Genomic DNA, 19,028 nt, shown 5'->3' on the forward strand with positions numbered 1-19,028 from the left:
CCGCGAGAGAATCGGTTGTTTGTTTTTATTCTTTTTTATAAAAAAAGTTTTAATCTATCTATCAAACATGTCAAGCAAAGATTTAGGGTGACTATAGCGGCAGGGCTCACCTCTTCCCATTCCGAACAGAGAAGTTAAGCCTGCCTGCGCCGATGGTACTACATATCGTGGAAGAGTAGGTCGTCGCCAGTTTTTTATTATAAAACCTGCATAGTATATTACTATGCAGGTTTTTTTGTTTTACACCCTAATTGATTCCTTTCTTAGCGGGAGCAGCTCTAGGTTTTGCAATAGTTCGAACAATACAACATGAAATGGAAAACCCAGATTAACAAAAAATTAATACTATGGAAAATAATAATGTTTACTATTCAATTGTAAACAAAGCAATTTTAGATCAAGACTTTAAAAAAAGTATTTTAGATGACCCATCAAAAGCTCTTCTAGACACCTTTAATTTGAAAATAAGAGAAGGTCATAAAGTAGTTGCTGAAGACCAAGGTTCTAAAGACATTATTTATATTAATATACCTAGGGTAGTTGATTTCGATAGTATGGAATTAACTGAAGAAGAATTAGAACTAGTGGCTGGCGGAGCAACACCTGCAATTATTGCAACTTCCGCTTGGTCATGTGCTGCAATAGGTGCTGCTGCAGGTGCCTTGCTTGCTGTAGCTATAGATAAAATTTTAAAATTTCCATCATGAAGAAAACTGGTAATATCCTCGTCTATTTAAGCTGTTTTTTATGTGTATTACTTATTTGTAAAGACATTTTCAGGTTTGAAATAGTAAATGATCGTTTAATAATTTATTTGGCTATTTTGTTGTCTTCAATAGGCTTGATTATAAGTATAAAATATAAGAATTAGTCTGATAAAAAAAATACTTTTTTACTAATAAAAGAAGTAGTATTTAATTCTAATTTTCCCATATTATTTAATAATAATTTTTTTAAATTTGAGTGAATTTGTTCATATGTTTAATTGATTGATTCCATGAGAATTTTTTTATTTTGCTTTCTAAATTCAGAACGGATATTATACAGAATATGAAACAATTAAATAAAATTTGTTTTTTAATATTATTGATTCCATTTACGTTAAATTCGCAAGTATTAATTACAACAAATACAGGTAAAGAAAAACCTCATCCCAACTCTATTCTTGAATTGGATGCTAGTAGAGGAGCTCTTATTTTACCTGTAATTGAGAAGGATTCGCTTGACTATATTAAACAAAATAATCCAGTAAAAGGGATGATTTTATTTGATAATACCAAAAATCAATTCATCGGTTTTGACGGAAGGTCTTGGGTGGTATTTGGTGGTGAAAATTCTACCGAGAAAGAAGCATCGCCATCAGAAGGTGAAGTTATTTTTACTGAATTCATGATTGACCCTGAAGGAGATGAAAGATTTAAAGAATGGTTTGAGGTATACAATACAACGAATCGAAATCTAAATTTAGCCAAATGTGTTTTTTCCAACAATGAGTATGTGTTTCAAATCAATGGGAACTTAATTATATCAGCCAATGATTTTCTCGTGTTTGGCGCAATAGAGGATAAAGAAAAGAACGGAGAAATACCAGTTGATTATACTTATGGTTATAGTAATACGACCTCTAACTTTAATTTCACCAATGGGACGACTTCTAATACAAATAATATCGCTTTGGAATGCAATAAGGTTTTGGTAGATGAAGTTAAAAATTTATCTCTCTCAGGGAAATTTCCAATTTCAGAAGGGGCAACGACTTCGCTGAAGCCAGATTATTTTGATTCGAAAGCCAATGATTTACCTCAAAATTATTATGCTTCGGGTAATCCAACACCAAAAATGATGAACATCACACCCCCGGTTTTAGATGATAATGCTATTCGAATTAATGAATTTCATTACAAGAACAAAGGTAGTGCAGAAAATGAATTTGTAGAAATCAGGGTGAAAAAAGGTTCCGATGTGAGCGCCGTTAGTATTTATCATTACAATGGTAGTGATGGGGATATCATCAGAAAAATTGGTTTAAGCAATACGGTAAAAACCGCTGATGCTAGTTATGATTACTACGTTTGGGAAACTCCTATACAAGACGGCCCCGACGGATTTGCTTTGGTGAATGCCAATAAAGTGATAGAGTTTCTTACCTATGGAGGTGCTTTTAAAGCCACTACAGGCCCAGCATCAGGCATGACTTCACGATTAATTCCTTTAGAAGAGAATAGTTCAACACCATCCACAGCAAGCATTTCTAGGACTGAAGATAACCAATGGCAAGTAACCGACCCAAATACAAGAGGACAAGCTAATGCTAATTTTTGATTGAATTTTTTTTCACTCATTCTTTAAATTTGAATGAGCATAATTATTATGATAGGTTATCAAATTATAAATTGCCACCAATGAAAAAAATGGTGGCACAAGTTGTGGCAATACTCCACAAAAATCTTTATAAAAAGGTGTTTAATATACAGACACTTATGCATTTTTATAGCACTGTACACTAAAAATGTGACCTAGGAAGGATTCGAACCCTCAACCCTCAGAGCCGAAATCTGATATTCTATCCAGTTGAACTACTAGGCCAATAAAAGCCCCAAAGTTAAGACTTTCTTTTATAATAATCAATTTAATTGGTAATTGGTATGGGAAAATTTTAAAATTTTTTAAGCCTTAAAAAAAATTAGGGAATATTTAAAAATTTATGCGTCTGAATTGAAATTTTCCACTTGGGATTCTTCAAAATATAATGAATAATCTGCGGTACAATCTCCTTAGATTTGCTCCATTCTGGTTGAAGAAAGAGCTCGCATGATTCTTTTACTTTTGCAGCATATTCTTCAGCAAACTTAAAGTCGTTTTGATTGTAGATAATACACTTTAATTCATGTGCATTATTTATGACTTTTTCCACAGGTCTTTGAATTTTTTTTGGGGAAAGACAAATCCAGTCTACATGTCCTCTGATTTCATTTGAGCCAGAAGTTTCCATATGAATTTTGAATCCTCTTTGCTTCAATAACTTAGTCAGAGGATATAAGTTATAGCTACTGGGTTCTCCCCCAGTTAATACAACAGTTTTCACGTTTTCAGGGATTCTTTCAATCAGTGTTTTTATAGAAGTTACAGGGTGTTTTGAGGCATCCCAACTTTCTTTAACATCACACCAATGGCAGCCAACATCACATCCTCCGATACGAATAAAGTATGAGGCTTTGCCCGTATGAGCGCCCTCTCCTTGCAGGGTATAAAAATCTTCCATAATGGGAAGATACTCCCCAGTTTCTACTAATTCTTGATTTTTTGAGACCAAAATAATTTAAATTTTATTGAGCAAATCGCTTGTAGGCCAATAAGGTGTTTTCTAGAAGCATGGCTCTTGTCATAGGCCCTACGCCACCAGGTACGGGGGTTATGTAGTCAGCTTTGCTTTTAATGTTTTCAAAATCTACATCACCCACCAATTTATAATCTTTTTTAGATTCATCATAGACTCGATTGATGCCTACATCTATGATGATTACCCCTTCTTTCACCATTTCAGAAGTTAAAAAATGAGGTTTGCCAATTGCTGAAATAATGATATCAGCCTCTTGAGTAAACTCCACCAAATTCTTTGTCCCACTATGGCAGATAGTGACCGTTGAATTAGCGTGTTTACCTGGCTGGCTCATCAGAATACTCATCGGGCGGCCAACGATATTGCTTCGACCTAAAACGACACATTTTTTTCCAGAAGTTGCTATATCATAATCTTCCAAAAGGCGCATCACGCCAAAAGGTGTTGCTGGTAAAAAGGTTTCTAGACCCAGCGCCATTTTACCCACATTTGTAGGGTGAAATCCATCCACATCTTTCTGAGGGTCGATGGCCTGCAAAATTTTATCTTCATTAATGTGTTTAGGCAAAGGTAATTGCACAATGTAACCGTCTAGCTCCTTATTTTCATTCAATTCATGAACGATTTCTAAAAGCTCTTTTTCAGAAATATCCGCATCTTTTTTGATAAGTGTTGACTTGAATCCGACTTCTTCACAATCCTTGATCTTCATCTTCACATAAGCATTGCTAGCGGGGTCTTCGCCCACCAAAACAGCGGCCAAGTGCGGAGCCCTTTTGCCTTCAGTTACATAGTTCGCTACTTTTTGGCGAATATTTTTTTTCGTTTTTTTTGCTAATTTTATTCCATCAAGAAGTTTCATCGCTGTTCTTTTTGCAAAGATACGTAGAGATGAAAGAATAGGAAAGAAATTCTTCTTGCATAAATTATGTAGAAATTTTTTAAGCCTTAAAAAAAAATTAAAATTTTTAGAATGAAAAATTTAAACAAAACAATATTGAGCTTCATTGCAGGGTTTATAATTACTTATTTATTATTCATATTCAGGGCGGAAGCCACACAAGAGTTAGCCCTCACCAATGCTTTAGGTGGTGGAATAGGCTTAGCGGTGGGTTATTTTTTGTATGAAAAATACATGAAAGAGGATTCTTCTTCTTAATTTTTTTATAAATACTTGACAAAGGGGGGCTTAAGATTGTATATTTGTAGCCTTGCAAAAATACTTGTGATTATGAAAATGAAAACCTCTGATTTTGATTTTAAATTACCCGAAAAACTTTTGGCTGAGAGACCCGCCACGTATAGAGATGAAGCACGTTTGATGGTTTTAGATCGAAAAACTCAAAGTATAGAACATAAAGAATTTAAAGATTTGATAAATTACTTTGATGAAGAGGATTTATTGATAATGAATAACACCAAAGTTTTCCCCGCAAGACTTTTTGGAAACAAAGAAAAAACTGGAGCCAAAATAGAAGTGTTTTTACTAAGAGAACTAGACCCGAAAGCAAAATTGTGGGATGTACTGGTGGATCCAGCTAGGAAAATTAGAATCGGGAATAAATTATTCTTTGGTGATGATGGGGAGCTCGTGGCAGAAGTCGTGGATAATACAACTTCCCGAGGGCGAACACTACGATTCCTATTTGATGGAGATTATAAAGAATATCGAGCAAAATTAGCAGAACTTGGCACCACACCTTTGCCTAAATACATCAAGCGAGAAGCAGACGAGGAAGATGAAGAAAGATACCAAACGATTTATGCCAAAGAAGAAGGCGCCGTAGCAGCACCGACGGCTGGTTTGCATTTCTCTAAACATTTACTCAAGCGACTGGAAATCAAAGGAGTAAACTTTGCTGAAGTAACGCTACATGTTGGTTTAGGAACATTCTCTCCAGTGCAAGTAGAGGATTTAACTAAACATAAAATGGAGAGCGAGCGAGCTCACATCAGCGCCGAAACAGTTGAAAAAGTAAATAGAGCTTTAGAAGAGAAAAGTAAAATTTGTGCTATTGGCACAACTTCTATGCGGGCAATAGAATCAGCGGTATCAGCAAACGGAAAATTGAACGAATTTTCTGGCTGGACTAATAAATACATCCACCCACCGTACGACTTTAGTATAGCCAACGCAATGGTGACGAATTTCCACACGCCACGCTCCACGCTACTGATGATGATTTCTGCTTTTGGAGGGCATGATTTGGTGATGAAAGCTTACAAAGAAGCCGTAGAAAAAGAATATAAATTCTTTTCTTACGGAGATGCGATGCTAATTCTTTAAAAGATTTTTAATGAAAAAAGATATTCGCCAGTTGAGCCTCAAAGAAATTGAGGCTTTTGTTGTTGAAAACGGAGAGAAAGCATTTCGAGCAAAGCAAATTTATGAATGGATTTGGAACAAAAATGCACACGAATTTGAGGAAATGTCAAGTTTATCCAAAGAATTTCGTACAGTTTTAAATCAACATTTTGAAATTAAAAATGCCGTTGTACAAGAATTTCAAACGAGCCAAGACGGAACTTTAAAAAACGCAGTTTTACTTCATGATAAAAATGTAGTCGAATCTGTATTGATTCCAGCAGAAAATCGCACGACAGCTTGCGTATCCAGTCAAGTAGGGTGTAGCCTAAATTGTGAATTCTGCGCAACAGCAAAACTAGAGCGAATGCGAAATCTGAGTGCTGCTGAAATCGTAGATCAAGTAGTTTTGATTGATAAAGAAAGCCAAGAACACTATGGCCGCCCGCTGAGCAATATCGTATTTATGGGCATGGGAGAACCTCTACTCAATTACAACGAAGTGACCGAAGCCATCAAGCGAATCACCGCACCGCACCCTAACGGGCTAGGCATGTCACCACGCAGAATTACGGTGTCAACTTCTGGGATTCCAAAGATGATAAAAAAATTGGCAGATGAAAACTTAAGAGTCGGCCTAGCCTTGTCTTTGCACTCTGCCATCGAAGAGAAAAGAAATGAAATCATGCCTTTTTCTGAAAAATTTCCGTTGACAGAGATATTAGAAAGTCTGAAATATTGGCATGAACAGACAAAAAGCATCATTACGCTAGAATACATTATTTGGAAGGAAATCAATGATAAACAAGAAGATATAGACGCCTTGATTGCTTTTTGTAAAAAAGTCCCCACAAAAGTTAATCTGATTGAGTACAATAGCATTGGCGATGATAAATTTCTGCAAGCACCACCATCAGTCACCAGCCAATACATTCAGCAGCTAGAGCAAAACAGAATTGTGGTAAATGTACGCAGAAGCAGAGGGAAGGATATAGATGCGGCCTGTGGTCAATTGGCAAATAAAAATCAAATTTCGCAGAAGCTTCAATGAAATTTATTATTTTTAGAGCCGATTTAAAGTTTATCTTTCAAAAATTTTTTAAGCCTTAGAAAAATTTAGAAGAAATCTTTTGAAAATTTTTTTTAAGCCTTAAAAAAAATAACTTATTTTGCTATTCATGCAATGAAGTTTTGGCAGAAGTGAAAATAAATTTGAGACCCAAAGCATATTGTTCTAAAATTTAAAAGTTTGGCTAAAATCGTTAATACCATCAAGCAACCCATTGATGAAGAAATGAAAGCGTTTGAGAAGAAGTTTTATGCTTCGATGAAAACGAACGTTTCTTTACTAGACCGAATCATGCAATACATCGTTCGCCGCAAAGGAAAACAAATGCGCCCGATGTTTGTTTTTTTAACGGCAAAAATGTTGGGGGGAACAACAGAAAAAACTTATCGTGGGGCGGCGCTCGTTGAGTTAATCCATACGGCAACACTGGTGCATGATGATGTGGTGGATGATAGCAGTATCCGCCGAGGTTATTTCTCTATCAATGCATTGTGGAAAAATAAAATTGCAGTATTAGTAGGAGATTATTTATTATCTAAAAGCGTTTTGCTAGCGACAGATCATCAAGATTTTGATTTATTAACCGCAGTCAGCAATGCCATCAGAGAAATGAGTGAGGGTGAATTGCTTCAAATCGAGAAAGCAAGAAATTTAGACATTACTGAAGGTATTTATTTTGAAATTATCCGTCAAAAAACGGCAACGCTCATCGCAGCCTGTTGTAAAATTGGAGCTCTTTCGGTGAAATCTGATGAGAATTTAGCCAAAAAAATGCATCGATTTGGTGAATTGACAGGAATTGCTTTTCAAATCAAAGACGATTTGTTTGATTACACCAGTACAAACATTATAGGGAAGCCGGTAGGCATCGATATCAAAGAGCAAAAGATGACGTTGCCCTTGATTTATTCTATAAATACGGCTTCTAAAACTGAAAAAAAATGGCTGATTCGCTCGGTAAAAAAACATAATAAAAATAAAAAGCGAGTACGTGAAGTTATAGAATACGTAAAAAATCATGGTGGATTGAATTATGCCGAACAAGTTATGTACGATTATCGAGACAAGGCTCTCCGTATTTTAGATGAATTTGAAGATAATGAAGCCAAACAATCGCTAAAAACTTTGCTAAACTACGTGGTAGAAAGAAAACATTAGAATTTTTTTAAGCCTTAGAAAATGATTTCTAGAAAAACCATTGATGAGATTTTTTCAACTGCACGGGTAGAGGAAGTAATAGGTGAATTTATAAGCCTTAAAAAATCTGGGAGTAATTTCAAGGGACTCTCACCTTTCAGTAACGAGAAAACACCATCGTTTATTGTTTCGCCCGCCAAGCAAATCTGGAAGGATTTCAGTAGTGGCAAAGGAGGCACAGTCGTCAGTTTTTTGATGGAGCATGAGCAGTATACTTATCCCGAGGCTTTGACTTGGCTCGCGCGCAGGTATCAGATTGAAATAGAAGAAGATGGAGGTGCGGATCCTGAGCAGCTAAAAAAAACGAAAGAAAAAGAAACACTTTTCTTAATTTCTAAAAAAGCACAAGATTTTTTCAGACAACAACTGCTAGAAACCCAAGAAGGTAAAAATATTGGAGGAGCCTATTTCCGTGAACGGGAGATAAGTAAAGAATCTATTGATGAATTTGGTTTGGGGTACTCGCCAGAGCAGTGGGATGCGCTTGCCCAGCATCTATTAGCACAAGGCTATAATTTTGTTCAATTGGAAGCAGCAGGCTTAGTCGTAGGGAATGAAAATCGCCCGATAGACCGATTCAGAGATCGTGTGATTTTCCCGATCCATTCTTTCTCAGGAAGGATTTTAGGTTTTGCGGGAAGGGTCTTAAAGTCAAATAAAAAAGTAGCAAAATACCTTAATTCCCCTGAAACTGAAATTTATCATAAAAGTGAAATTCTTTATGGAATTTACCAAGCGAAACAAGAAATCATTAGAAAAAATCAATGTATTTTGGTGGAAGGCTACACCGATGTGATTTCGCTTCATCAAAAAGGGGTTAAAAATGTAGTGGCTAGTTCTGGTACAGCACTTACACCAGAGCAAATTCGCCTGATTAAGCGTTTGACCAAAAACATTATTTTAATATATGACGGAGATAATGCAGGAGTGAAGGCAACGCAACGCTCGGTTGATTTGATTTTAGAACAGGATTTGGACGTGCGGATTGTCAATCTCCCTGCAGAGCATGACCCTGATAGTTTTGCTAAAGAATATGAAGGTGAAGAGATTACTAATTATATCGAAGAAAATAGTCTTAGTTTTTTAGATTATCAGCTAAAGCCATATCAAAATAAAAATCTGAGTATTGGTGAACAATCAGCAATGCTTGACAAATCAGTCAGTAGTATCAGTTTAATTGCAAGTGAACTAAAACAAGAGCTACTAATAAGAGAAATGGCCAGTATAACTGGGTTGAGCGAAGATATTTTGTTTCGATCTTTAGCTAAAGCAAGAATAGAAACTCATCGCAAAACATTTCAATCGGCTCATAAAAATAAGCTTGAAGAAAATGAACTGAAAAGTAAACAACACGCTATAAACCCTTATTTCATCGTAGAAGAGGAAATCATCAAAACCATACTAAGTTTTGGGCAAGAAACAATCACGTTTGAAATTGAAGAGGAAGGAGAAGTTAAAATTTTAGAATCTAAGGTGCAAGATGAAATCATTGAACAACTACGAGAAGATGATATTTCGTTTGAACACCAACATTATAAGGGAATTTTAGAGAATATTATAGCGTTTTTGAGTAAAGGAGAGAACTTAGTGCAAAGTTTATTATTTGATGAAGAAAGCGAGATGCAATCGATTGTTTCTCAAATGATTTTAGAGCCCTACCAACTTTCAAACTGGAAGAAAATGGGTATGGTAATTCCTGGAAAAAAAGAAAACCTCAAAAGCCATGTAGAAAATTTAATTCTGAATTATAAGAAACTTGTGCTCCAAGAGCGGATAAATCTTAGCCAAGAGGATCTGAAAAATGAAGAATTAACACCTCTAGAACAACAAAAAGTCTTAGAAAAAATAATTTTTTACAATCAAATCCTAAGGCAAATTAATATAAAATTGGGTAGAGCAGTATAGCTTGTTTAGCGTCATTTAGCTCTTCGGCAAAATACCCTCCATTGGACTAGCATCGCACCTGGGTAAGCTTTCTTGACACGAGACAAATCTGCAGCAGCAGATTGCTTGGTGAAAAAATCACCCACTAATACCCGATAATCAGGTCTAGAATACTGCATTTCACCCATTAAGTTTGGGTAACTTCTAGAGAAGTTGGCCAAAGTTCTTTCAGCAACACCGCGATCTTTGGTGTAAAGAATTTGGATTTTATACCCTAAAACCTTTGGCGTTCTAGCACAAATATCGATATCAGAATTTGTCTCGCTATTAATGTTTGATTGAGGTCTGCTACATGTTGCCATTACACTAGAGGAAATAATGGAATCTAAAGCCGCAATGCTTTCAATACGATACTCTCCTCCACTTAGGCTATCTAGAGCATAATTTTGTGCCCAAACCGTAAAACTAAATAAAAATAAGACACAGCTTATGAAATGCTTCATCACGATTAATTTCCGCAAATATAACTAATGTGAAATTAATGGGAATTTATTTGAACTTTATATTTAAAAATTTTAAAGCACTAAAAAAACATAAAACTTTACTTTTCAATGCACTACTATTTAGATTTTTTTTAAATTAGCGCTTAACCGCTTGCAAATTGATAAATCTTAGTAAAAAATTAACGAAAGCTTTTATTTTTGTGGCAATTATTACAGGAAGTATCTCAACATCTCAATATATACGATGATATGATTATATGGGGGAATTTTAAATTAAAACAAATGGCTTCGGCTCTGCTAATCGTGCTGTTTAGTGTTAGCTTTGCGCAAGAAGCTGAAGTAAATGGAGACCCAGCAAAGGGAGAAAGTTTGTATAATGCTAACTGTGCAGCTTGCCATGCTTTAGATAAACGCATGGTCGGTCCAGCATTGGGTGGTATTTTAGAGAGACTGCAACAAGAGCAAGGCTTAGGTAGAGATTGGTTGCATTCGTGGATAAAGGATAATGCAGCGCTAAGAGAATCGGGTGATGAGTATGCGATTAAGGTTTACGAAGAGTATAATCAGATCGCTATGATGCCTTTCCCGCAATTAAGTGAACAAGATATTGATGATATCTTGGCCTATACTAGTAAACCATCGGCAGAAGAGGAGGAAAAAGTGGAAGATACCGCTGCAGCAGCTGCTGTTGATAAGAAAGAAGATTCAGATGGGGCCTCAACAGGCGTGATTCTTATAGGTTTTGCTGTAATTTCAGCATTATTGATTTGGATTATATTTAGAGTTAATTATTTGTATAAATTAACGGCTGAAGAAACTATTTTTGGAGAGACGGAAGCGGAGTTGTTTTCATTAAAAAAATCTTTTGAGAAGTATAGTAAGTTTGCTTATTCACTGATGGGTGTTTTGTCTTTATTTGTATTATATGCGCTTTGGAATATTATGTTAGCGGTAGGAGTAGATAAGGGTTATCAGCCAGAGCAGCCGATTTATTTTTCTCATAAGATTCATGCTGGGGAACAAGGCATTGATTGCCAAATGTGCCATACCAGTGCAAAATATGGTAAGGTTTCAGGAATTCCGACCACCAATGTTTGTATGAATTGCCATTATCAGATTCAAGAATATAAAGGCGAATATATAGAAGAGGGTAAGAGTAAAGATTTTTACACCAAAGAGATTCAAAAAATTTATGTATCGGCAGGGTTTAATCCGCAAGATTTAACTTATAATGAGGATTCTAAGCCAATAGAGTGGACGCGAATTCACAATATGCCAGACTTTGTTTACTTTAATCATGCTCAGCACGTAGTGGCTGGTGAGCAAACGATAAAGGATGCAAAAAATGTAGAACAGGTGTGTTTTGCTTGCCATGGTAGAGTTGACCAAATGGATGAAGTTCAAATGGAAAAAGACTTTACAATGGGGTGGTGTATTGAATGCCACAGAGCAACAGAAGTTGATATGAATAACGAGTATAATAAAGAGTATTATGCACAGCTTCATGAGAAACTTAAAAAAGAATATGGAAAACAAGCAACTATAACCGTTGATGCAATTGGTGGCTTGGAATGTGGAAAATGTCATTATTAATTATTAAAATTAAGGAAGTTAATGGCTTCGAAAAAAATATATAGAGGTAGTATAGAGGAGTTACTAAACGATAACTTGACTGAACAGCTTTCTGCAAATGAGTTTCAAGAAGAAATTCCAGTAGAAGACTTTTTGGGAGATAAAAAAAGTTTAGAGACTTCTAAAACAACAAGAAGGGATTTCTTAAAATATTTAGGATTCAGTACAGCGGCAGCAACACTGGCAGCTTGCGAGGCACCTGTAGTCAAATCAGTGCCTTATGTAGTGAAACCTAATGATGTAATCCCAGGATTGCCAACTTATTATGCTTCAACCATGTTTGATGGATTTGATTTTGCAAATGTGTTGGTAAGAACGCGTGAGGGTAGACCGATTAGAATAGATCCTAATCGAGAAGCTGGATTTTTAGGCAATGCCAATGCTCGTGTGCAAGCTTCGGTCTTGTCGCTTTATGACTCAAATCGCTTGAAAGACCCAATGGTAAATGGCGAAAAAAGTGATTGGAGCTCAGTAGATGCTTTAATTCGTAAACAGCTTACAGGATTAAATGGTAAAAAAGCTTATTTAGTTACACCGTCGTTTCCTTCTCCTTCTACAAAATATTTAATCAATAATTTTGCATCTAAATATAATGTGGAGCATGTCGTGTTTGATGCAGTTGACTATTCACCTGCTTTGGATGCGGCTGAGGAAGTTTTTGGTAAAAGAGAACTTCCTTTGTGTGATTTGACTGATACAGAGTTGGTGGTTGGTTTTAATTCAGATTTCTTAAACTTACACAATGGTGTTTCTTTAGAATCTTCGTATTCAAAAGCTAATCAACCTGGCGATAATATGCTGAGACATATTCAGGTAGAAAGTAATTTGAGTCAGACGGGAGCCAATGCAGACAGTAGATTTCCTCTAAAGCCATCTCAAGTTTATAAGGTTTTAGCAGATGTTTATAAATCTTTAAATGGCGGAACTGCTGCAACAGCAGAAGGAAAAGTGATTGCTGCTGAATTGAAAGCAAAAGGGTCAAAAGCTCTTGTTTTAGCTGATGGAAACAAAGAAGCGCACGTGTTAGCTAATTTAATTAATCAAAAGCTGAATTCAAATGCTTTCAAAGGACAATCTATTCTGCTAAAAGAAAGTAATCAGACTATTTTTAAAGCCTTTATAAATTCTACTAAATCAGGAAATACAGGTTTAGTAATGTTCTTTGAATGTGATCCTGTTGCACATTCTTATTATGGGTCGATTTTGAAAGAATCTCTCAAGAGTATCCCAGTTTCTGTAGCTTTAGCAACACACAATAATGAAACAGTAAAAAGTGTAAACGTTATCGCACCAACCAATCACTGGTTAGAAAGTTGGGGTGATTTTTTGCCGATTTCAGGTTTTTATACTTTACAACAACCAACAATAAAAGCATTATTTAATACAAGACAATTTCAAAATTCATTAATTCAGTGGATTGGTGATTCAGATATTCTAAATAATGCAGCTATTGCAGAAAATAATGTTGCGCAGCCAAATGATTCGTTAGCAAATGACAATAATCTTGTAACTTTAGAAAAAATTAAAAAAGATGGAAATTTAGATCTTTATTATAATTTCTTGAAGAAGTCAAGTGCTACTTATCTTAATGGTTTAGAATTTAATCGCGCTTTATACAACGGATTTGTTGATATTTCTACAAATGAAGATGTAGAAACTTTAGCATATGTAGGAGGAAATGCAGATGAAGCCATTAATAAGTTAAGTCAAGCTCAAGAAAGTCAATGGGAGCTACAACTTTATACTAAAGTAGGAATGGGAGATGGTAGACAAGCAAGCAATCCTTGGTTGCAAGAATTACCAGATCCAATTACTCGAACTTCTTGGGATAATTATATTACCATCAACCCATTAGATGCTGAAGAATTAGGTATTGATATGTGGAATTATGGGAATGACCGAAATGGAAGAATGCAGCTCAATGGAGTTTACTACAACCTTAAGGTAAATGGGCAAAGCATTAAAGCACCTGTTTTTGTGCAGCCAGGTCAAGCAAGAGGTTCTTTAGGTATAGCGTTAGGTTATGGTGTTTCAGGTAAAATAGCCGAAGCAAATGGTTTAGATAAGATTGGTGTAAATGCATACCCGTTGTACAAAGATGGTGAACTTACGGCTTCAGTGGAGTCTTTTGATTTAGCAGAAGGAAAACATGAATTTGCAAATATTCAGATGATGAATACACTGATGGGGCGTTACGAAATTGCACGTGAGGCTACATTAGAGCAATTTTTGAATGAAGATCCTAAAGAATGGAATGAGCAGCCAACGATGGACACCTTTGCTGGAAAAAATACACCAGTAAATAAAGTGACTTTATGGCGTGACTTTGATCGTTCTGAGGGGCCTCACTTTAATCTATCGATAGATTTAAATTCATGTACTGGTTGTGCAGCTTGTATCATTGCTTGTCATGCAGAAAATAATGTGCCAGTAGTAGGTAAAGAAGAAATTAGAATGTCTCGTGATATGCATTGGTTGAGAATAGATCGATACTACTCAGATCACATGCAAGAAGTTCAGCCAGAAAGATATCCATATACGCAAAAAGAAGCTCTAGAAGATACGAATTACAATGAACCTTCACAATATAAAGTTTTAGTGAAGCCAGCGACGGAAAATCCAGATGTGATTTTCCAGCCAATGATGTGTCAACATTGTAATCATGCGCCTTGTGAAACAGTTTGTCCTGTAGCAGCTACTTCGCATGGACGTCAAGGGCAAAACCAAATGGCCTATAACAGATGTGTAGGCACTAGATATTGTGCCAATAACTGCCCATATAAAGTTCGCCGTTTCAACTGGTTCAATTATTCAGAAAATGATAAATTTGATTTCCATATGAACAATGATTTGGGTCGAATGGTTCTAAACCCTGATGTCGTTGTACGGCAAAGGGGAGTGATGGAAAAATGCTCTATGTGTATTCAAATGACACAAGCTAGCATTTTAGAAGCTAAGAAAAATGGTAGACGGGTGAAGGATGAAGAGTTTCAAACAGCTTGTAGCAACGCTTGCCCTACCAACGCTATTGTGTTTGGTGATATCAACGATGCAGAAGCAGCGGTTACAAGATTGAAGAAAGATAAGAGAAAATACGAAGTTTTAGAAGAGGTGGGTACAAAACCAAATGTATTTTACCATGTGAAAGTTCGTAATCGTAAAAATGTTTAATTAAAAAATAAACGGTTTAAAAAAAAATTATGTCAGGTCATTACGAATCACCGATTAGGGAACCGCTTATTACAGGTCATAAGACCTATCACGATATCACGGAAGATATTGCAAGGCCGGTAGAAAGTAAAGCAGGGAAATTATGGTGGATAGCCTTTAGTTTAGCAATGGTTGCTTTTCTATATGGTTTTGGATGTATAGCATACACTATAGGTACAGGAATAGGCGTCTGGGGGCTCAATAGAACCATTAACTGGGCTTGGGATATAACCAACTTTGTATGGTGGGTAGGTATAGGGCATGCAGGGACACTGATTTCTGCAGTTTTACTATTGTTCAGACAAAAATGGAGATTATCAATTAATCGTTCTGCAGAGGCAATGACTATTTTCGCCGTAGTACAGGCAGGACTTTTCCCTGTAATTCATATGGGAAGACCTTGGGTAGGTTATTGGGTGTTTCCTATTCCAAATAATTTTGGTTCTCTGTGGGTTAACTTTAATTCACCTTTATTTTGGGATGTATTAGCAATTTCGACGTATCTTTCTGTATCTGTTGTATTTTGGTACATGGGATTGATTCCAGACTTTGCAATGCTAAGAGATCGAGCTACCAAACCTGTTGCCAAAAAAATGTATTCAATCTTAAGTTTTGGTTGGGGGGGAAATGCTAAGCATTGGCAGCGATTTGAAGAATTATCTTTGGTATTAGCAGGTTTAGCAACACCATTGGTATTCTCTGTTCATACGACAGTATCTTTTGACTTTGCTACATCAGTGATTAAAGGATGGCACTCTACGATTTACCCACCTTATTTCGTTGCTGGAGCAATTTTCTCAGGATTCGCTATGGTTCAAACCTTATTAGGTGTGGCAAGAAAAGTAGTTGGGTTAGAAGACTACATTACGAGAAAACATATAGAGTATATGAACATCGTTATACTAGTAACGGGAGGTATGGTAACTGTGGCTTACTTAACAGAGTTTTTTGTAGCTTGGTATAGTGGTAGCAGATATGAAGATTTCACCTATTTCACCGTAGGGGCAGCAACGGGACCATATTGGTGGGCGTTTTGGCTATTGATTTTGTGTAACGTATTAATACCAATGTCTTTATGGTATAGACCGTTGAGAAGAAATTTCTTATGGACATTTATTGTTTCAATAGTAATTAATATTGGAATGTGGTTTGAACGATTTGATATTATCGTTATTAACTTGAGCCGTGATTATTTACCATCTACGTGGACGATGTTTATGCCAAGTTTTGTAGATGTAGGTATATTCTTAGGAACCATTGGATTCTTTTTCGTATTGTTTTTATTATATGCAAGGACATTCCCTGTTATTGCTCAAGCGGAGTTAAAGACAGCTTTGAAATCGTCTGGAGAAAGCTATAAAAAACATCATGTTGAACATAAGCATAATGAACATGAATACAAATAAAATATATGGACTCTATGGTGATGATGATGTGTTGCTGAACGCAGTTAAATCATTCATGAATGAAGGAGTAAAAATAAATGAAGTTTATACACCATTTCCTGTACATGGGCTAGACAAAGCTTTAGGTCTTAGAAAAACAAGAATTTCAGATTTAGCCTTTGTATATGGAGCTTATGGTCTTATTTTGATGATTATCATTACATGGTATATGATGATTTATGATTGGCCACAAGATATTGGGGGAAAACCAAGTTTTACTTGGGGTGAAAATGCAACAGCTTTTGCTGTACCTATGTTTGAATTTACTGTGTTTTGTGCAGCTCACTTTATGTCAATTACTTATTTGATAAGATGTGGATTGTACCCAGGAGCAAAAGCTAAAAACCCAGACCCGCGAACTACTGATGATAAATTCTTAATAGAAATTGAATCGGATCAAGTAGATAAAGTTAAAGATTTGTTTGTAGAAACAGGAGCAGAAGAAGTTTCTGTAAGAAGATTTATAAAAGCTTAAGATTTAGGATGAAAAATTTATCAATTATTTTTATATTTGCCTCATTTCTAGCGAGTTGTTCAGGTCCAGAGAGAAGTCCGAGTCCTGTTTTTATGCCAGATATGTATTATTCTGATGCTTACGAACCTTATGCAAAGTCAACAGCAGGTTATCCTAATGATAAAAAAGAAAGTGAAGTCTATGCATTGAACAATCATGGAATGTCTTCTTTGATTCCTGTGGAAGGTACAGTTCCTAAAAATGAAATAGAAACACTTCCATACGAATTACCAAATTCAAATGAAGGCTATTTAGCTTCAATGAATTTAGAGTCTCCATTAAATCCTTCAAATGCTAAATCAAACATAGCAAGAGGAGAGAAGTTGTACAATCAAGCCTGTGCTGCATGCCACGGTGTTGTAGGAGATGGGCAAGGTCCTATTGTGCAGTCTGGCGCTTATCTAGGTGTGCCAAATTATAAAGACCGTCAAATTACGGTAGGATCAGTTTACCATGTCATCATGCATGGTAGAAATGCCATGGGTTCTTATGCTTCTCACTTTACAGATGGGGACAGATGGAGAGTAGCAGAATATGTAATGGAATTAAAAAACAAATAAAAGTCAAATCTTAGATTATGTATAAATTTTCACCAAAACTAAAAATGGCTTCTATTGTGGCTATGGTCGTTGGTCTGATTATGTTTTCCATCGGATTTGGAATTAATGCAAGTCGTGGCGAAGATTATGTTTTAAAGCAAGCTTCTCACACAGAAATGACGCATCAAGAAAACCAAGTACAGCATGAAAGTATAGTTCACAACACACACCATGATGCTGAGCATACAGAACACTTGTTACATCAATATCATAACAGACCATGGACAGCATTCTTTATGGCTGCCTTTTTATTCACAGGTGTCGCTGCGGTGTCCATGTTTTTCTTAGCCATTCAGCATGTTTCACAATCAGGCTGGTCGGTAGTAGTGACTAGAATTATGGAAGGAATGACCGCTTTTATACCAATAGGCTCAGTATTTATATTAATTGTTTTAATTGCTTCAGCTTTACATTTTAACCATATGTATCACTGGATGGATACTGAATTGATTGATTTCAATAGTGATAAGTTTGATCATTTTATGAGAACCAAATCAGGGTGGTTAAACGTTCCTTTTTGGTTAACTCGAAGCGTTATTTACTTAGCTGGTTGGACTTTCTTTGCTTGGATGCTGAGAAAAAAATCAAAAAGATTGGATGAAACTGGTCAAGTAAAAGATTACTGGACGTTATATAAATGGGGCGTTTTTACGATTATATTCTTTGCTTTAACCTCAATGTCATCAGGTTGGGATTGGATTATGTCTATCGACCCTCACTGGTACAGCACCTTATTCGGTTGGTACGTTATGACTAGTTATTTAGTGACAGCCGTAGCTATAATGATTATTTTAGCAGTTTATTTAAAGAAAAAAGGTTATTTGCCAAAATTCAATGACAATCACTTGCATGATTTGACGAAATATTTATTTGGCTTTAGTTTACTGTGGGGTTACTTGTGGCTATGTCAATTTGAATTAATTTGGTACGCCAATATTCCAGAAGAATCTGTTTACTTCCAACAAAGAGAAGCGCAATATAATTGGACCTATTATACCATGTTGATACCTAATGTCGTATTACCTTTCGTCGCACTGATTAGTAGTTCAATCAAGAGAAATTATAACTTTGTTTTTGCTATTGCGGTTATTGTTATCATAGGCCACTGGATTGATATTTTCAACCAAATGATGCCAGGCACAGTAGGAGCACAGTGGTCGTTTGGCTTAGTAGAGTTTGGTTCATTATTATTAGTTGGGGGAGCATTCATGTTTGTCGTTTTAAGACAACTTTCAAAAATGAATTTAGAACCAAAAGGAAACCCGTTGTTTCATGAAAGTGAAGTTTACGAATATCCTTTTTAATTAATAAAATATTATTAAAACAGAAA

The 19,028-nt window shown here is 35.8% G+C and carries 16 protein-coding genes, 1 tRNA gene and 1 rRNA gene; 14 read left to right on the top strand and 4 right to left on the bottom strand.

Features of this window, described 5'->3' with window-relative positions; all coding sequences use genetic code 11:
* The first annotated feature begins 83 nt into the window (after window positions 1-83).
* The 3 genes from rrf to D5J18_RS03390 all read left to right on the top strand — a co-directional run bounded on the left by rrf (window position 84) and on the right by D5J18_RS03390 (window position 2,322).
* Window positions 84-192: ribosomal RNA gene (rrf, locus tag D5J18_RS03380) — 5S ribosomal RNA — on the top strand.
* A 155-nt stretch (window positions 193-347) separates the two neighbouring features.
* Window positions 348-707: a class IIb bacteriocin, lactobin A/cerein 7B family gene (locus D5J18_RS03385; protein WP_119057626.1), complete on the top strand. Its 360-nt coding sequence runs from the start codon at window positions 348-350 to the stop codon at window positions 705-707.
* Between the two features lie 343 nt (window positions 708-1,050).
* Window positions 1,051-2,322 carry a phage tail-like protein gene (locus tag D5J18_RS03390; protein ID WP_119057627.1) on the top strand — a complete coding sequence of 424 codons (1,272 nt, stop codon included), beginning with the start codon at window positions 1,051-1,053 and terminating at the stop codon, window positions 2,320-2,322.
* 190 nt (window positions 2,323-2,512) lie between these two features.
* Here the strand turns inward: D5J18_RS03390 and D5J18_RS03395 are convergent.
* The 3 genes from D5J18_RS03395 to folD form a co-directional block, all read right to left on the bottom strand.
* Window positions 2,513-2,586, bottom strand: a tRNA-Arg gene (locus D5J18_RS03395).
* Window positions 2,587-2,683: 97 nt separating this feature from the next.
* Window positions 2,684-3,316 (bottom strand): 7-carboxy-7-deazaguanine synthase QueE, encoded by a 633-nt coding sequence (locus tag D5J18_RS03400; protein WP_119057628.1) that lies wholly within the window; start codon window positions 3,314-3,316, stop codon window positions 2,684-2,686.
* Window positions 3,317-3,326: 10 nt separating this feature from the next.
* Window positions 3,327-4,202, bottom strand: a complete 876-nt coding sequence (gene folD, locus D5J18_RS03405; protein ID WP_119057629.1) for a bifunctional methylenetetrahydrofolate dehydrogenase/methenyltetrahydrofolate cyclohydrolase FolD — start codon at window positions 4,200-4,202, stop codon at window positions 3,327-3,329.
* Window positions 4,203-4,313: 111 nt separating this feature from the next.
* Between folD and D5J18_RS03410 the strand changes: the two genes are divergently transcribed.
* The 5 genes from D5J18_RS03410 (at window position 4,314) to dnaG (ending at window position 9,816) form a co-directional block, all read left to right on the top strand.
* Window positions 4,314-4,499 carry a hypothetical protein gene (locus tag D5J18_RS03410; RefSeq protein WP_119057630.1) on the top strand — a complete coding sequence of 62 codons (186 nt, stop codon included), beginning with the start codon at window positions 4,314-4,316 and terminating at the stop codon, window positions 4,497-4,499.
* Between the two features lie 78 nt (window positions 4,500-4,577).
* Window positions 4,578-5,627 (top strand): tRNA preQ1(34) S-adenosylmethionine ribosyltransferase-isomerase QueA, encoded by a 1,050-nt coding sequence (gene queA, locus D5J18_RS03415; protein WP_119057694.1) that lies wholly within the window; start codon window positions 4,578-4,580, stop codon window positions 5,625-5,627.
* A gap of 10 nt (window positions 5,628-5,637) precedes the next feature.
* Window positions 5,638-6,696: a dual-specificity RNA methyltransferase RlmN gene (rlmN, locus tag D5J18_RS03420; protein WP_119057631.1), complete on the top strand. Its 1,059-nt coding sequence runs from the start codon at window positions 5,638-5,640 to the stop codon at window positions 6,694-6,696.
* Window positions 6,697-6,894: 198 nt separating this feature from the next.
* Window positions 6,895-7,872, top strand: a complete 978-nt coding sequence (locus D5J18_RS03425) for a polyprenyl synthetase family protein (protein WP_119057632.1) — start codon at window positions 6,895-6,897, stop codon at window positions 7,870-7,872.
* Window positions 7,873-7,893: 21 nt separating this feature from the next.
* Window positions 7,894-9,816: a DNA primase gene (dnaG, locus tag D5J18_RS03430; RefSeq protein WP_119057633.1), complete on the top strand. Its 1,923-nt coding sequence runs from the start codon at window positions 7,894-7,896 to the stop codon at window positions 9,814-9,816.
* An 11-nt stretch (window positions 9,817-9,827) separates the two neighbouring features.
* On the opposite strand, the gene D5J18_RS03435 is transcribed toward dnaG, so the two are convergent.
* Window positions 9,828-10,298: an SPOR domain-containing protein gene (locus D5J18_RS03435; protein WP_119057634.1), complete on the bottom strand. Its 471-nt coding sequence runs from the start codon at window positions 10,296-10,298 to the stop codon at window positions 9,828-9,830.
* A 249-nt stretch (window positions 10,299-10,547) separates the two neighbouring features.
* On the opposite strand from D5J18_RS03435, the gene D5J18_RS03440 reads away from it, so the two are divergent.
* The 6 genes from D5J18_RS03440 to D5J18_RS03465 are packed head-to-tail and all read left to right on the top strand — an operon-like array spanning window position 10,548 to window position 19,002.
* The gene (locus D5J18_RS03440; RefSeq protein WP_119057695.1) at window positions 10,548-11,891 is read left to right on the top strand and encodes a c-type cytochrome; all 1,344 of its coding nucleotides are present in this window, start codon (window positions 10,548-10,550) and stop codon (window positions 11,889-11,891) included.
* 21 nt (window positions 11,892-11,912) lie between these two features.
* Window positions 11,913-15,101: a TAT-variant-translocated molybdopterin oxidoreductase gene (locus D5J18_RS03445; RefSeq protein ID WP_119057635.1), complete on the top strand. Its 3,189-nt coding sequence runs from the start codon at window positions 11,913-11,915 to the stop codon at window positions 15,099-15,101.
* A gap of 29 nt (window positions 15,102-15,130) precedes the next feature.
* Window positions 15,131-16,546 (top strand): NrfD/PsrC family molybdoenzyme membrane anchor subunit, encoded by a 1,416-nt coding sequence (gene nrfD, locus D5J18_RS03450; RefSeq protein ID WP_119057636.1) that lies wholly within the window; start codon window positions 15,131-15,133, stop codon window positions 16,544-16,546.
* Window positions 16,533-17,060, top strand: a complete 528-nt coding sequence (locus D5J18_RS03455; protein ID WP_119057696.1) for a DUF3341 domain-containing protein — start codon at window positions 16,533-16,535, stop codon at window positions 17,058-17,060. The genes nrfD and D5J18_RS03455 overlap by 14 nt, the downstream gene beginning before the upstream one ends.
* Before the next feature lie 8 nt (window positions 17,061-17,068).
* Window positions 17,069-17,659, top strand: a complete 591-nt coding sequence (locus D5J18_RS03460; protein WP_119057637.1) for a c-type cytochrome — start codon at window positions 17,069-17,071, stop codon at window positions 17,657-17,659.
* A gap of 17 nt (window positions 17,660-17,676) precedes the next feature.
* Window positions 17,677-19,002 (top strand): quinol:cytochrome C oxidoreductase, encoded by a 1,326-nt coding sequence (locus tag D5J18_RS03465; protein WP_119057638.1) that lies wholly within the window; start codon window positions 17,677-17,679, stop codon window positions 19,000-19,002.
* Window positions 19,003-19,028: the final 26 nt, after the last annotated feature.

Origin of the sequence: Candidatus Ornithobacterium hominis, from assembly GCF_900538215.1 — a bacterium.
Taxonomy (GTDB): Bacteria; Bacteroidota; Bacteroidia; order Flavobacteriales; family Weeksellaceae; genus Ornithobacterium; species Ornithobacterium hominis.